Annotated in this window: 11 protein-coding genes and 2 riboswitches; of the genes, 7 read left to right on the top strand and 4 right to left on the bottom strand. The window is 46.5% G+C overall.

Annotated features, from left to right (window positions below; all coding sequences use genetic code 11):
* Positions 1–55 precede the first annotated feature (55 nt).
* Positions 56–2,518, bottom strand: a complete 2,463-nt coding sequence (locus K8O68_RS16750) for a heavy metal translocating P-type ATPase (protein ID WP_255717301.1) — start codon at positions 2,516–2,518, stop codon at positions 56–58.
* Between the two features lie 287 nt (positions 2,519–2,805).
* Between K8O68_RS16750 and K8O68_RS16755 the strand changes: the two genes are divergently transcribed.
* Entirely contained in the window at positions 2,806–3,564 is a 759-nt protein-coding gene (locus K8O68_RS16755; RefSeq protein ID WP_230897940.1) for a methyltransferase domain-containing protein, read from the top strand.
* Positions 3,565–3,629: 65 nt separating this feature from the next.
* Here the strand turns inward: K8O68_RS16755 and thiW are convergent, their stop codons facing one another.
* Positions 3,630–4,112: an energy coupling factor transporter S component ThiW gene (thiW, locus tag K8O68_RS16760; RefSeq protein WP_230897941.1), complete on the bottom strand. Its 483-nt coding sequence runs from the start codon at positions 4,110–4,112 to the stop codon at positions 3,630–3,632.
* A 96-nt stretch (positions 4,113–4,208) separates the two neighbouring features.
* Positions 4,209–4,316, bottom strand: a riboswitch (TPP riboswitch).
* A 92-nt stretch (positions 4,317–4,408) separates the two neighbouring features.
* Here thiW and K8O68_RS16765 point away from each other — a divergent pair.
* Entirely contained in the window at positions 4,409–4,741 is a 333-nt protein-coding gene (locus K8O68_RS16765; RefSeq protein ID WP_230897942.1) for a hypothetical protein, read from the top strand.
* A 21-nt stretch (positions 4,742–4,762) separates the two neighbouring features.
* Here K8O68_RS16765 and K8O68_RS16770 read toward each other — a convergent pair whose 3' ends face one another.
* Both K8O68_RS16770 and K8O68_RS16775 read right to left on the bottom strand, forming a co-directional pair.
* The gene (locus tag K8O68_RS16770; protein ID WP_230897943.1) at positions 4,763–5,488 is read right to left on the bottom strand and encodes a class F sortase; all 726 of its coding nucleotides are present in this window, start codon (positions 5,486–5,488) and stop codon (positions 4,763–4,765) included.
* A 4-nt stretch (positions 5,489–5,492) separates the two neighbouring features.
* Positions 5,493–6,302 (bottom strand): DUF4397 domain-containing protein, encoded by an 810-nt coding sequence (locus tag K8O68_RS16775; RefSeq protein ID WP_230897944.1) that lies wholly within the window; start codon positions 6,300–6,302, stop codon positions 5,493–5,495.
* Between the two features lie 281 nt (positions 6,303–6,583).
* Here K8O68_RS16775 and K8O68_RS16780 point away from each other — a divergent pair, with 281 nt between their 5' ends.
* From K8O68_RS16780 to metH, 5 genes are all read left to right on the top strand, one after another.
* On the top strand, positions 6,584–7,063 hold the full coding sequence (locus K8O68_RS16780; protein WP_230897945.1) for a GyrI-like domain-containing protein: 480 nt from the start codon (positions 6,584–6,586) through the stop codon (positions 7,061–7,063).
* A gap of 164 nt (positions 7,064–7,227) precedes the next feature.
* Positions 7,228–7,335: riboswitch (SAM riboswitch) on the top strand.
* 196 nt (positions 7,336–7,531) lie between these two features.
* Positions 7,532–8,662 carry a methionine biosynthesis PLP-dependent protein gene (locus K8O68_RS16785; RefSeq protein WP_230897946.1) on the top strand — a complete coding sequence of 377 codons (1,131 nt, stop codon included), beginning with the start codon at positions 7,532–7,534 and terminating at the stop codon, positions 8,660–8,662.
* Positions 8,659–9,819, top strand: coding sequence for a cystathionine beta-lyase (metC, locus tag K8O68_RS16790; RefSeq protein WP_230897947.1), 1,161 nt, complete (start codon positions 8,659–8,661; stop codon positions 9,817–9,819). Before K8O68_RS16785 ends, metC begins: the two co-directional genes overlap by 4 nt.
* Before the next feature lie 24 nt (positions 9,820–9,843).
* Positions 9,844–11,706, top strand: a complete 1,863-nt coding sequence (locus K8O68_RS16795; protein WP_230897948.1) for a bifunctional homocysteine S-methyltransferase/methylenetetrahydrofolate reductase — start codon at positions 9,844–9,846, stop codon at positions 11,704–11,706.
* 28 nt (positions 11,707–11,734) lie between these two features.
* Positions 11,735–15,193, top strand: a complete 3,459-nt coding sequence (gene metH / locus K8O68_RS16800) for a methionine synthase (RefSeq protein WP_230897949.1) — start codon at positions 11,735–11,737, stop codon at positions 15,191–15,193.
* Positions 15,194–15,851 lie beyond the last annotated feature (658 nt).

Genomic DNA, 15,851 nt, shown 5'->3' on the forward strand with positions numbered 1-15,851 from the left:
TGTAATCCATTTACCACAACGGTAAACAAGCTAAACAGCCTAAGGAGGTGTGAACTTAAAGCGTCTTAAACGAACGCAGCCTCAGTGTATTCAGTACGACAGAAACAGAACTGAAGGCCATCGCCGCTCCAGCAAGCATAGGGTTAAGAAGAATGCCGAAGAAAGGATAAAGCATGCCGGCAGCAACTGGTATTAAAACAATATTATACCCGAACGCCCAGCCGAGGTTCTGCCAGATCATTCTCATCGTTGATTTGGAAAGGCGGAGGGCCGTGACGGCACTTAAAAGGTCCCCGCGCATGAGTGTGATATTGGCCGTTTCCATGGCCACATCCGTTCCTGTCCCAATTGCAATTCCGACATCAGACTGTGCCAGGGCAGGAGCGTCATTGATCCCGTCCCCGACCATTGCAACGATTTTTCCTTCCGCCTGAAGTGCCGATACTTCCTTCGCTTTATCTTCAGGCAGGACTTCGGCAATGAACCGGTCCACGCCTGTTTCATTAGCAATTGCCTGGGCGGTCCGGTGATGGTCCCCGGTGATCATCACTACTTCAAGTCCTAAATCTTTCATTTGCTGGATGGCTTTTACAGAATCTTTTTTCACAGTGTCAGCCACAGCAATGACACCCATGCAAATCCCGTCTACAGCCACGAACATCGGAGTTTTACCTTCGTTTGCCAGCTGGTCTGCTTTATTTAACATGTCATTGTGCTGGATGCTGCGCTCTTTCATTAATTTCGCATTACCGATATAAACTTCTTTTTGTCCCAGGGTCGCTTCGATCCCCTGGCCGGTAATGGAATTGAAATAGTCCGGCTCAGCAAGTTCAAGTTCTTTCTCTTTAGCTGCCTGGACAATCGCATCGCCTAATGGATGCTCTGAAGCTGTCTCTACGGAAGCCGCAAGAGCCAGCAGCTCATCCTCAGACATCTTTCCATCCTTAATTATATCTGTTACTTTAGGTTTCCCCTCTGTAATGGTTCCTGTTTTATCAAGCACGACGATATCCGTTTTATGTGCTTTTTCAAGGCTTGTGGCATCTTTAATTAATACACCGTTTTCGGCGCCTTTTTCAGTACCTACCATAATGGCTGTAGGAGTAGCCAGGCCGAGGGCACACGGGCAGGCAATAATCAATACAGCGATAAATGTCGTCAGGGCAAAAATAGTAGACGGTGCCGGGCCGATAAAGTACCATACAATCGCAGATAAAGTGGCAATCAGCACGACGGCAGGCACGAAATAAGCAGAGATCACATCGACGATCCGCTGAATAGGAGCCTTAGACCCCTGGGCTTCATTAACGAGGCGGATGATTTGGGCGAGTGCGGTTTCTTTTCCGACTTTTGTCGCCCGGAAAGTGAAGCTTCCCGATTTATTAATTGTCGCTCCAATGACCTCATCGTCAGCTGTTTTTTCTATTGGAATTGATTCCCCTGTCAGCATGGATTCATCGACTGACGATTTTCCTTTAATAACAATGCCGTCTACAGGAATTCTTTCTCCTGGTCTTACAATAATTTTATCATTGATGACAACCTGGTCAATCGGGATATCAACTTCTTCACCGTTTCTCGACACTCTGGCTGTTTTTGCCTGCATGTTCATCAGTTTCTTAATGGCATTTGACGTTTTTCCCTTCGCTTTCGCTTCAAAGTAGCGTCCGAGAAGAATAAGTGTCGTAATAACCGTGGTGACATCGTAGTAAAGCTGATAAGGGAAGCCCATGTTAGTCAGCGTCTCAGGGAACAGAGTCATCGCTCCACTGTATACCCAAGCTGAGGTCGTTCCCATTGCGACGAGGACATTCATATCAGCCGATTTATTTTTTAAGATTTTATAACTGTTTCTGTAAAAACGCCAGCCCGGCACGAGCTGCACATAAGTCGTGAGCAGCAGCAGGAAATAGGGATTTGCAATAAAATCCGGCACCCATTCACCCCATCCGGGCATCATGTGCGGAATGCTGCCAATCAGAACAATTGACGTAACGATGGCCCCGTACGTAAAATCTTTTTTCAGTTTCGCTGCCTCCTGCTCCTGTTCATCTTCATCAGAGCGGGGCATTTCTTCTTCGAGCAGAGCAGTCTCATACCCGATTTTAGTCACTTTATCAATGACCTTTTCAGGGTCAAATGCGGGGTCTTTCGTTTCCACCTGCGCCTGGTTTGAAGCAAGGTTCACTGATACATTTTCTACACCGTCAAGTCTGCCGATTACTTTCTCTACACGGCCGACGCAAGAGGCACAGGTCATGCCCTTAACAGAAAATAAATATTTTTTTACAGCAGGATCAGCTTTAGGGGCAGCTTCATACCCTGCTTTACTGATGGCATTGACAATGTCATCTTCAGATATTTCTTCAGGGTTGTATCTGACCTGAGCCTGATTAGTAGCTAAATTTACGCTCACAGAATCGACTCCGTCTTTTCTGTTTATAATTTTTTCTACTCGTGCGACACACGACGCGCACGTCATTCCACGCACACTGAAGTCCTGGGTTTTGTTATCCAACAGAGTTCCCTCCTGTCCTTTTTCAAAGGGGTATTAGCATATATGTTTATTTATATCTTGAAAATCAAAGGTTAATTCGGTTTTATTTTACCATACCTCTGTACGGTATAGTAATTTGTTTGCTTATAATATATGAAAATTGTGTGTCGTGAGGCGGAGGGGATAAAAGCGTTTTATTTAATAAAATGGCTTCATTACCGCTTATTGCCTTATGAAAAATAAAGGGGAAAACGAGAGAACGTCGAATGATTAATGGCGAATATTTAAAAGTGCAAGGGGGAGAGTGTATGCTTAGCTATTACAGCCGTTTGTCTGCTGAAGTATACGATATGGATAAGCCGGTCGGCCATTCATTCGGGGATATCGAGTTTTACAAAGAAAGATTGAAGGAAGTCAAAGGACCTGTGCTGGAACCGGCAGCAGGCACTGGAAGAATCCTTATTCCTTTACTGGAATCCGGCATCAAGATCGAAGGGTTTGATGTGTCTTCGGATATGCTGAAAATCTGCAGAGGCCATTGTGAAGAACGGGGTCTGAATCCGTTGCTTTATGAAGCTGAAATGGCGTCTTTTACTTCAGATAAGAAATATGAAGCGATTATTGTTCCTACAGGGACTTTCCTGCTACTTCATGAACGGGATAAATCTCTTCAGGCTTTAGTAAACTTTAAAAAACACCTTAAGGATGGAGGTAAACTGATACTCGACTTAATTATGCCGGGAGACTTTGATATTGGCCGGGCGTCTGTTAAGACGTGGGAATGTGCAAACGGAGACGTCATTACTCACGAAAATAAACTGGCTGAAGTAAATTTTATTCACCAATATACTGTTTCTCATGGCAGATACGAAAAGTGGAGAAACGGGACACTTATACAGACAGAATTGGAACGATTCCCGCTCAGGTGGTATGGAGTGGAAGAATTTCGCCTGATCCTTGAGCAGGCAGGATTTCAGAACATTATTATTTCAAGTAATTACGAACATGGGCGATACCCCGAGGGGACTGATGAAACTATCACCTTTGAAGCCTCCGTGTTTAAATAGGAGTTTCACGTATTGTTTTTAAATAATTTCACATAGGGGTCTGACCCCTATGTGAAAAATTCACGTTATTTGGGGAGTTTGTTTTCCGGAATCCGGCTCAATATAAACCAGGCCAGTAACGCCCCGGAAGCACTGCTTACGAAGAAAGCGGGGATAAAGAAGAAGACACCTGCTGCCTGGCCAAGAAAAAACTGGGCTAATGGAACGGCCAGAAGGGATCCGATAACCGCTGTTCCGATCACTTCTCCCGCCGCCGCTGCCGGCTTCTTTCTGATCCAGCGGTATGCCAGCCCTGCAAGTAAAGCTCCTGCCATCCCGCCCGGAAAAGCAAGTATTGTCCCGATTCCAAGCATATTTCGTAATAATCCGATCGCAAAAGCGACCAGAACGGCAGGGCCCGGACCAAGTATGACAGCTGCGATTACATTGACAGCATGCTGAACCGGGTAAGCGCGTGCCACCCCTGCAGGAAACCAGATAAAGGCTGCCCCAACGAGGCCAATTGCAATTAGCATGGCCATAAGAGTTAATTTGTTTGTCCTTGTCAAAGCGAACACTCCCTAATTCAGGTTTGGAGAGCAAAATAAAAAGCCAAGCCCTCTCACTTACAATGAAAGAACCCGACTTTGGTCACGGAAAACAGTTTTAATCGCCGACTACTTCCCTACGCTGGTTTTAACCAGATCAGGTTCTCAGGGTTAAAAGGCATTCCTTTTTCTCAGCCCGTTGTCAGGGCACCCCCAGTAGATCCATTCAATTTCTTAAGATTGTAACAAATCTAAGCATTCTGTCAACCTTTCGTCCTCTCAGTGGGGTATAATAGATAAAAAGGCGGTGGTTTTCGGTGGGTACCGACCGTAATAGTATTGAGCAGGCGCGAGAGGCCAATTTTACTAAACTTAAGACTTACTTAAAAGAGAACGGCACACGTCTTTCAAGAAAAGAATTTGCAGCCGTCCTTTTTGCTATAAATGGCATGACTATTTATAATTCCCGGAAAAAAGATGCGATAGGCAAAGCATCGGATAAGTACGGCATTCCTAAAAGTTTTATAAAAAAGTTTATAGACAGCATGGGGATTAAAAGCAAGCGTGCCCGCCAGGCTCAGAAAGAATTCGCCATCTTCCACAAGATTGGCATATATAAGCACAGAAAAAAAGTAGAAGACGAGACTTAAAATATAAAACGCAGACCTTTTTCAGGTCTGCGTTTCTTCTATTAATTCAGTAAATACGACAAGCCGTTCGCGGTGTGTTCCCTGATCACGGTCGAATTCCCCTGTGCAAGTGATAAGGTTTAAATTTCTCGAAGAAGAAGGGCCGAACACTTTTGAAATAGGAGCATCATCGTAAGGATAAATCTCACGGCTTTTGACTTCAAAAGTAAGTTCTGTGCCGTCACCGTCACGTACTTTGACGACGTCCCCAATCTCTAAATCCTTCAGGTCAAAGAAAATAGCGGGGCCCGTCCGGTCATCCACATGGCCTGCTAATACTGAATTTCCTGCACCTCCGGGTTTGACCCCCCTGTTAAACCAGCCAACCAGGTCGCCGTCATCAGGAACCTCCATCGCCCCGTCATCTTTTAAACCGACTTGAGTAATGTCTGCCTTGACGTCCAGGGCGGGAATTTCAATGGTGTCTGGAATAATCCCTTGGGAGGAGGCGCTGTAAACAGGCTCCACCGGCTGAGATGGCTCTATAGATGATACTTCTTCAGAGGGCTCGTCTTTCTTTTTTTGAGCCCTCTTTTTATTTTCAATCGCAGGAAAAGTCATCTTGTCATCAATTTCTGAAGCCGAAACAGTCACGGCTTCATCCTCTGCACGGGTTAAGTCGTCCCGCTCAGGCTCGGGACTGCTTTCGTTCATTCCGCCACAGGAAGCAAGAATGAAAGTCAGCAGGATCGCCGAAAGGAATCTCATTATGTTACGCCTGGAAAGCTGCTTTTCTGCGAAAAATGATGAAGAAAAGCGCACCGCCTGCTGCAAAAGTTAACATCAGTGGAAGGAAACTGTTGGACTGGTAAGCTCCTCCCATACCTGTTTGCGGCATTTCAGAAGGCATGTGATGAGCTTCATCCGCTACAACAACCACCTCAAGATTGTCTGCATCTTCACCAACTGCAAATGCTGAGTAAATCATATTTTCCTGAAGCTCAGTTCCGGATAAGTCTAATACTGCGTCCTCAGTGCCTGCAGCCCGGATTTCAAGGTCATAAGTACCAGGGTCTAATTCTAAATAGTCTGTTACGGCAAAGAACTCTGCTCCTTCAAATAAAGCATCGCCGCCTGCCAGTCCTACATCAACTGCTGGAGCACCTGGCGATAAATGTCCAACACGGATTTTAGTCATTCCCTCATCTACTGTATTGTCATCATGAATAACTTCCAACGTTAGAGATTCAAGCAGATTTGTGGCTGCTGCTGTATAGGAATGGCCAGCCTCAATAGTCAGCGTTTCTTCAATAACAGGATCACCTTCGCCGCCTTCACCAGCAGGGAAGATAGCTACATCGTGATCACCAGCCGGCAGTTCCAGATAGCCGGTAATATCTTTAAACCCGGCTCCTTCTACAGCCGCTTCGCCATTTACATATACATCCACTTCAGGAGCGTCAGGGGAAGCATGGAATACTCGAACCATTGCATTGTCCTCATGTCCGTCTGCTAAAGCCGTACCTGCAAAAATACCAAATAAGAGCATAAACACGAAACCAGCACTGAACCATTTTTTCAACTTAATCATCTCCTTTTTATTTTTTGTCAGACACCACTCAATTACTTCCAGTTAATTACTTTTGTAAAAGTAATGTTAAAGCAGTGTTTAACAATTGTACAATTAGATAATACCACAAGTTTGAAAAATAGAAACCTTTTTGGCGAAAAAAATTATAGAAAATTTAGAAATTTGAAGTGAACATGGTAAACTATATTAAAACTTGCGTTATTTTTTTGGGCTGAAGAGCTGATGAAACACTTTTGGCCAAACCATCAATCACATGTGAAAGGGGAAAATTTATGAAAATAAGGGGTATGAAAGAAAGACTTATTGTCGGTTTAAAATGGGAAGGGACATTTGAGGAAGCATTTAGAGGGGACATTCGAAAAGTAATTAAAGAAGTTAGCAGCAGGAAAGACGAAATTGAAGATAAAGTGAACGATCACGAATTTGCCGGTGTGTCGATCCACGACCGCAGAGGCGGCTTTACGCACTATGCAGGCTGGGAAGTTAAAGAAGGAACCTCGGTCCCCGACGGCTTTGAACTGTGCCACTTGCCAGAAGCCGATTATTTAATCTTCAGACACGAAAAGGGCAAAAATATCGGAGACTCTTATACAGAAGTTCTGCAAAACATCTATGAAAGAGGATTAACGGCTCTCAAACCGGAAGAAGTAGATTCTTATGATGAGCTGCCGATAAAAATTGAGTTATACCCCGCTGATCACGTATTAGACGAAGAGATGGAGTTTGAAATCCATATACCCGTAATAAAGTAAACAGATAAGATGATTCCCTGGTTTATAGAACCGGGGATTTTAAATTGAGTCTATTCTCCTGTAACATATTTCCAGTTAACAGAAAATTCACAAAAGCTGTTGCATCTTCCCTTGACATCCGATACAATGGGGAACAATCATTTACAAAAAAATAGTTATACAGGTTCTTATCATGAGAGATGGAGGGAAAGGCCCGTTGAAGTCTCAGCAACCAGCCGCGCGTTTAGGGTCAGGTGCTAATTCCTGCAAGCAGATGCTTGTAAAGATAAGAAGAAGACTAATTGGAATTATAATGTCAGCCTTCTTCTTACTTTTAAGAAGAAGGTTTTTCGTACTTTAAGATGGTTTAACCCTGTTAAAGTATATAAATCCTAACTCTTCCGCCAGACTTGGCGTGGCAGTAAACCAAGTTTTCTAATCTCATTAATAAAGAATCAGTAGTGCAAGGACAGAAAGGGGTCATTTCACATGAGTAAATACCGCAAGGAGCTTGAAACAGTGCTCGTTCAAATAGGCAACAGAAGTGAGTCAGCGACAGGAGCGGTCAGTGCGCCAATTTATTTTTCTACAGCTTACCGCCACGAGGGAATCGGCCAGTCGACCGGGTATGATTATTCGCGCACTGGCAATCCGACCAGGGAGCTGCTTGAAGAAGCCATCGCAAAACTGGAAGGGGGAGACAGGGGCTTTGCCTGTTCGTCGGGCATGTCAGCCGTTCAGGTGGTGCTTTCCTTATTCCGGAGCGGAGATGAGATTCTGGCGTCAAGTGATTTATATGGCGGAACATACCGGCTGTTTGAAGAAGGATGGACACGCTGGGGATTGTCATTTAAATACGGGGACGCAGCAGATATTCAATTTTTCAAAGATAATATCTCTGAAAATACGAAAGCATTATTTATAGAAACACCAACCAATCCACTTATGCACGAAGCAGATATTAAAGCGTTCAGCGATCTGGCTAAAGAGCATGGTCTCCTGCTGATCGTGGATAACACCTTCTATACGCCTCTTCTGCAGAGGCCTATTCTGGAAGGCGCAGATATTGTCATCCACAGTGCTTCAAAATACTTATCGGGCCATAACGATGTGATCGCAGGCCTTGTGGTCTCAAAAGGAGAAGAGCTTTCCGAGAGAATTTTCTATAACTTTAACAGTATGGGGCCGATTTTATCGCCATTGGATTCATGGCTTGTTATCAGAGGTTTAAAAACACTGACTCTCAGAATGGAAAAGCATGAACAGAACGCACAGGAAGTCAGCGGGTTTCTGAAAGACCACCCGGCTGTACAGGACGTCATCTATCCGGGAAGGGGAGGCATGCTTTCCTTCCGGGTTAAAGATGAAAGCTGGGTCAATCCGATTTTACAAAAGCTTAATCTCATCACCTTTGCAGAAAGTCTCGGAGGCGTAGAAAGCTTAATGACTTATCCGGCAACCCAGACGCATGCAGATGTACCGGAAGAGGTCAGAAATAAACTGGGCGTCTGCAACAAACTTCTCAGGTTTTCAGTAGGCATTGAAGCAGCAGATGACTTAATAGAAGATTTAAATCAGGCATTAAATGACGCGAGCGGCGTGAATGGAGGAAAAGAATGAGCAGTAATGACTACAGCATACAAACCAGGTTAATCCACCATAAGCATAAAACCGACCCGGCATCAGGAGCCGTCAGTGTTCCTATTCAGCCGGCTTCAACGTTCCATCAGGAAGACCTTGATCAATTTGGCGAGTATGATTACGCGCGGTCAGGGAACCCGACAAGGCACGCACTGGAAGAGACTTTCGCGGAGCTGGAAAACGGTACAGATGCTTTTGCCTTTTCATCAGGGATGGCAGCTATTTCAACCGTTTTTATGATGCTGTCAGCCGGAGATCACTTAGTGATCACAGATGATGTATATGGAGGCACTTTCCGATTCACTACGGAAGTTTTAACACGTCATGGTATTGAACATACCTTTGTCGATATGACAAAAGTGGAAGAAGTGAAACGGGCGATTAAGCCGAATACGAAAATGATTCATATAGAAACCCCGTCCAACCCGACAATGAAAGTGACGCCTATCCGGGACATTGTGGCTTTGGCAAAGGAAAATGGCTGTTTAACAGTCCTTGATAATACGTTTATGACCCCTGTCCTGCAGCGGCCGCTTGATTTAGATGTGGATATTGTCGTCCACAGCGCCACCAAATTTATCGGCGGGCACAGTGATGTGGTAGCCGGTCTTGCTGTAGTGAAAGACCCTGATCTGGCAGGGCAGATTAAATTTTTACAAAACAGCTTTGGAGCAATCCTTGGGCCTAATGACTGCTGGCTCATTATGAGAGGGTTAAAGACGATGCATGCCAGAATGGAACTGTCTTCAAAAGCTGCGCAAAATATAGCTCTCTGGCTTACTGAACAGCCTGAAGTAAGCAAGGTGTATTATCCAGGGCTCGAAAGCCATTCAGGCTATAATTTAAACAAGTCCCAGGCAGACGGACCGGGGGCAGTGCTCTCGTTTGAACTGGCCGATCGTGCTGCGGTGAAAAAAGTGGTAGAAGCCGTTAAGATTCCTGTTTTTGCAGTAAGCCTTGGGGCTGTGGAATCGATTCTTTCCTATCCGGCAAAGATGTCGCATGCCGCTATGCCTCCGCACGAAAGAGAGAAGCGGGGAATATCTGACGGTCTTCTGAGATTGTCAGTTGGACTGGAAAGAGAAGAAGATTTAATTGAAGACCTTAAACAGGCGTTTAATAAAATAGATAGCTAGAACAGCAGAGAGGAGAGTACCTGTATGGGGTTTAGAGAAGACTTAAAACAAGACATTCTTATTGGCGACGGAGCTATGGGTACCCTGCTATACCAGCAAGGCGCAGACGGATGTTTTGAAGAATTAAATTTAACCGAACCGGAAAAAATCCGCGCTGTACACGCGCGCTACATTGAAGCCGGAGCAGATATAATCCAGACGAATACGTACGCGGCAAATTCATTGAAACTGAGCCGTTACCAGCTTGAAGGCCAAATGGAACAAATTAACACAAAAGCGGTGGAAATCGCGAGAGATGCAGCAGTTGAGCACACCTATGTGTTTGCGACAATTGGCGGGATCGGAAGCATCCACCATAAAGAATTTCATGAGGAAGAGATATTCTCCAGTTTGAAAGAACAAACCGACGTTCTTTTACGAACAGATATCGATGGGTTTTTACTGGAAACTTTTTATGATATTGAGGAATTAATTCAACTTGTTGAGTATATCCGGAGCCGGACAGATAAACCGGTCGTGGCACAGGTGACCTTGGGTGACATAGGTGTCCTGCAAGGAGGAATTGCACTCACTGACGGGCTCAGACGCCTTGAAGAAGCAGGGGCTGACGTGGCAGGGCTGAACTGCCGGATGGGGCCTTACCATATGCTCAGGTCTCTTGAGGAAGTGCCATTACTTGAGGAAGCAGCCCTGTGTGTTTTCCCAAACGCGAGCCTGCCAAATGTGCGTGACGGCCGCTTCTTTTACCAGTCAAATCCTACCTATTTTGGAGATATGACTGAATCGTTAGTAAAAGAAGGAGTGCGGCTAATCGGCGGGTGCTGCGGAACCACTCCGGAACACGTGCAGGCGATTCGTGAGGCAGTAGATAAGAAAGGCCTCAAACCAGTCACAGAAAAAGTTGTGAAGGAAAAAGAAACACCTTCAGTCGTAGTGAATGCTCCGGAACCCCCGGAACGGCTTCCTGATTTTTCAAAAAACCGAAAGTCAGTTATTGTTGAATTAGATCCGCCAAAAGCTTTATCCAAAGCTCCCGAATTTATGAAAGGGGCTCAGGCCTTAAAAGATGCCGGAGCGGATGCGGTGACCTTAGCTGATAATTCACTGGCCTCAGCCAGAATTGATAACCTGTCACTTGGCTCGCTTATGAAACAGCAGACGAATGCGCGTCCTCTTCTTCATGTCGCCTGCAGGGACAGAAATATGATCGGTTTGCAGTCGCACTTGTTAGGGATGCATACTCTTGGTATTCATGATGTGCTGGCCATTACAGGCGACCCGGCAAAAGTGGGGGATTTTCCAGGCGCATCTTCTGTTTATGATATGGCCTCCCTTGACCTAATCCGCCTGATTAAACAGTTGAATGAAGGCATCTCATTTTCGGGTAAAGATTTAGGTGCTAAGACGTCATTTACTGTCGCCGCCGCTTTTAATGCGAATGCGAGACGGCTTGACAGAGAAGTGAAACGTCTGGAGAAAAAAATCGAAGCTGGCGCAGACTACTTTATGAGTCAGCCAGTTTACAGTGTGGAACAGTTTAAGGAGATACACGAAGCGACAAAGCACCTGCCTGTACCGGTTTATGTAGGTATCATGCCTCTCGTGAGCAGCCGTAATGCGGAGTTCCTGCACCATGAAGTACCTGGAATATCGTTAACCCAAAGTGTCAGGGACAGTATGGCCAAGCACGGGGGTGACAGGGAAGCAAGCCAGCGGGAAGGAATTGCTCTTGCTAAAGAACTGACAGATGCGGCTCTTGAGTATTTCCCGAGCATCTATTTAATCACACCGTTCTTAAGGTACGGAATAACAGCCGAATTAACCCGGCACATTGTAGAAAAAGACCAGCCGGTTACGATCCAGGCACCGGACAGAACAAATATATAGAAAGTAAGCAATAGAAAGGACGATAGTCATGGAAAAGTCCCTTTTTGAACAAGAATTAAAACAACGCATCCTTGTCCTGGACGGAGCCATGGGCACCATGCTTCAAAATGCTGATTTAACAGCCGATGACTTTGGCGGTGAAGCGTATGAAGGCTGCAACGAATATTTAAACGTCACCGCGCCTCATGTGATTACACGGATTTACCGTGAATACCTTGAAGCAGGGGCGGATATTATTGAGACGAATACATTCGGAGCAACGAATATCGTGCTGGCCGATTATGACCTCCAGCACTTGGCATACGAACTGAACAAAAAAGCAGCGGAGCTTGCTGCCGCAGAAGCACAATATTTTTCAGAAGAAGGTAAGAGACGGTTTGTAGCCGGAGCGATGGGGCCTACTACAAAGTCGTTATCCGTTACAGGTGGAACAACGTTTGAGGAACTGACAGAATCCTACCGCGAACAAGTAGAAGGCTTGCTTGACGGTGGTGTGGATCTTCTTCTTCTTGAAACAAGCCAGGATATGCGGAACGTAAAAGCAGCTTATGTGGCCATTGAACAAGTAACAACGGAGCGGGAGATCCACGTGCCGTTAATCGTTTCCGGAACAATTGAGCCGATGGGGACCACGCTTGCAGGCCAGACGATTGAGGCCTTTTACATTTCCCTTGAGCATATGAATCCGACAGTGGTCGGATTGAACTGCGCGACCGGACCTGAATTCATGCAGGATCACCTCAGATCTTTATCTGAGTTATCAACGACCTACGTGCACTGTTACCCTAATGCCGGGCTGCCTGATGAAGAAGGGCATTATCACGAATCTCCCCAGTCGTTAGCCGCTAAACTGGAAGGGTTCGCCAAAAAAGGCTGGCTGAATATTGTCGGCGGCTGCTGCGGAACAACACCAGAGCATATCCGCGTCATGTCTGAAGCCGTAAAAGGGTACGAGCCCCGCCAGCCTCAAGGCGGACATCCGCATGCCGTCTCGGGAATTGAGCCGCTTGTATACGACGACTCTATGCGTCCTTTACTCGTGGGTGAACGGACTAATGTAATCGGCTCACGAAAATTTAAACGGCTGATTGCCGACGAAAAGTTTGAAGAAGCATCCGAAATAGCCCGTGCCCAGGTGAAGAAAGGCGCCCATGTGATCGATGTGTGTGTCGCAGATCCTGACCGTGATGAATTAACTGATATGGAAAACTTTTTACAGCACGTCATTAATAAAGTAAAAGTGCCGTTAATGATTGACTCCACTGACGAGGTTGTCATCGAGCGGGCCCTGACTTTTTCACAGGGGAAGGCTATTATAAATTCAATCAACCTTGAAGACGGGGAGGAACGGTTTGAAAAAGTAGCGCCTCTCGTCAGACGGTTCGGCGCTGCCGTTATCGTCGGCACCATCGATGAAGAAGGAATGGGTGTCACAGCGGAGAGGAAACTTGATATAGCCCGCCGGTCTTATGAGTTACTCGTAAACAAATACGGCATTCCTGCGCAGGATATTATATTTGACCCGCTCGTATTCCCGGTTGGTACGGGAGACGAGCAATATATCGGTTCTGCTGAAGCCACAGTAGAAGGCATTCGTATGATTAAAGAAGATATGCCTGACTGCCTTACTGTTCTTGGCGTCAGCAACGTGTCATTCGGCCTGCCGCCGTTGGGCCGGGAAGTGCTTAATGCGGCTTATATGTACCATTGCACGAAAGCAGGTCTTGATTATGCAATCGTTAATACAGAAAAACTTGAACGTTACGGCTCTATTTCCGAAGAAGAGAAGCAGCTGGCAGATGACCTGTTATTCCGTACAGGGGATGAAACATTAGCTACTTTTACAGCTTTTTACCGCGAGAAAAAGCCTAAGAAAAAAGTTGAAGCTTCAACTCTTACTCTGGAGGAGCGCCTGGCAGAATATATTATCGAAGGGACGAAAGAAGGTCTCTTTAAAGATCTGGATGAAGCCCTTGAAAAATATGATACACCATTGGAAATTATTAACGGGCCTTTAATGGACGGCATGGACGAAGTCGGTAAGCTGTTTAACAACAACGAACTGATTGTAGCCGAAGTGCTCCAGAGCGCCGAAGCAATGAAAGCGGCTGTCGCTCATCTCGAGCCTCATATGGAAAAGAAAGAGGATGACCGCGGTAAAGGAAAAATCCTGCTTGCCACGGTTAAAGGCGACGTCCATGATATAGGCAAAAATCTCGTAGAAATTATTTTAAAAAATAACGGCTTCCAGATCGTTAATCTCGGTATTAAAGTCACTTCAAATGAATTAATTGAAGCGATAGAAAGGGAAGACCCTGATGCCATTGGGTTGTCCGGCCTGCTCGTAAAATCCACCCAGCAGATGGTTCTAACAGCGAACGATCTTCGGGAACGGGGCATTAACATCCCGATCCTCGTGGGGGGCGCCGCCTTAACACGCCGTTTCACCGAGAACAAAATATCTAAGGAATATGAAGGGCTTGTCCTGTACTCCAAAGATGCGATGACAGGCCTGGAGCTAGCAAACAAGCTCGCCCGCCCTGACGACCGCGAACAACTCGTTACGGCTCATCAGGAAAGACAGAAACAGATCAGAGAAGCTGAAGCAAACGGAAGCGGCCGAGGTACTGCCGGAGGTGCTGCCACAGCCACTCTTGAGGCACCACGTTCTAAGGTGGCTAAAGACGCCCCGTTGTTTAAGCCTGAGGATTACAAGCAGCACGTCCTGAAAAATTACAGGCTATCCCATTTGCATCCGTATGTGAACATGCAGACGCTGCTCGGGCAGCATCTGGGCATCCAGGGTAACATTCAGCGAAACCTTGAACGCGGGGATGAAAAAACCATTCAGCTGAAAGAAAAGGTAAATGATCTTCTGGTGCGTGCTGAAAAAGAAGGCTTTCTTCAGGCGGACGGCATGTATCAGTTTTTCCCTGCCCAGTCCGACGGGAACGACGTGCTGGTCTATGACCCGGAAGACCACAGCAAAGTATTAGAGCGCTTTGAGTTTCCAAGACAAACGAAAGAGCCGTACCTTTGCTTAGCAGACTTTCTGAGATCCGTGGACAGTGGAGAAATGGACCATGTTGGATTTTTGACTGTGACAGCCGGAAAAGGCGTGCGGCAAATGGCAGAAGAATCAAAAGAAGCCGGAGACTATCTCGACAGCCATATGATTCAGGCGGTAGCTCTGGAAGTCGCCGAAGCCTTTGCTGAGCGTGTTCATCAGCTCATGCGCGATAAATGGGGCTTTCCTGATTCTCCTGACTTCACAATGAAAGAGCGTTTCTCCGCACGTTATCAGGGCGTCCGCGTTTCCTTCGGCTACCCGGCCTGCCCGAACCTGGAAGACCAGGCCAAACTGTTCAAACTAATTGACCCGGGAAAAATCGGTGTCCAACTGACTGACGAATACATGATGGAACCTGAAGCAAGCGTCTCCGCCATGGTATTCGCCCACCCCGAAGGACGATACTTCAGTGTATAGATAGCTTATTACCCCGTGCCATTGAGGCACGGGGTAATTTTGTGCGGCTAGCGGGGAGGCGGGTAGGTAGCTTGGCAGACAGCTTGGCAAGTTGGTGCAACTGGAGTAACACCCACGTAGCACCAACAAACGTATCAGGAAGAAAACTGGAGGATATGCGAGTAAGAGGAAGCTGGAAGAGAGTAACAGGTAGGTAGGTGCTACCGGGGTAGCACCTACGTATCACCCACCAACGTATCAGGAAGAAAACAGGAGGAAACGCGAGTAAGAGGAAGCCGGAAGAGAGTAACAGGTAGGTGGGTGCTACCGGGGTAGCACCTGCGTAGCACCCACCAAAGTATCAGGAAGAAAACCGGCGAAAACGCGAGTAAGAGTGAGCCGGAAGAGAGTAACAGGTAGGTGGGTGCTACCGGGGTAGCACCTGCGTAGCACCCACCAACGTATCAGGAAGAAAACCGGCGAAAACGCGAGTAAGAGGAAGCCAGAAGAGAGTAACAGGCAGGTGGGTGCTACCGGGGTAGCACCTGCGTAGCACCCACCAACGTATCAGGAAGAAAACCGGCGAAAACGCGAGTAAGAGTGAGCCGGAAGAGAGTAACAGGTAGGTGGGTGCTACCGGGGTAGCACCTACGCAGCACCAACAAACGTATCAGGTAGA

The sequence above is a fragment of the Salipaludibacillus sp. CUR1 genome, assembly GCF_021028955.1.
GTDB lineage: Bacteria > Bacillota > Bacilli > Bacillales > Salisediminibacteriaceae > Salipaludibacillus.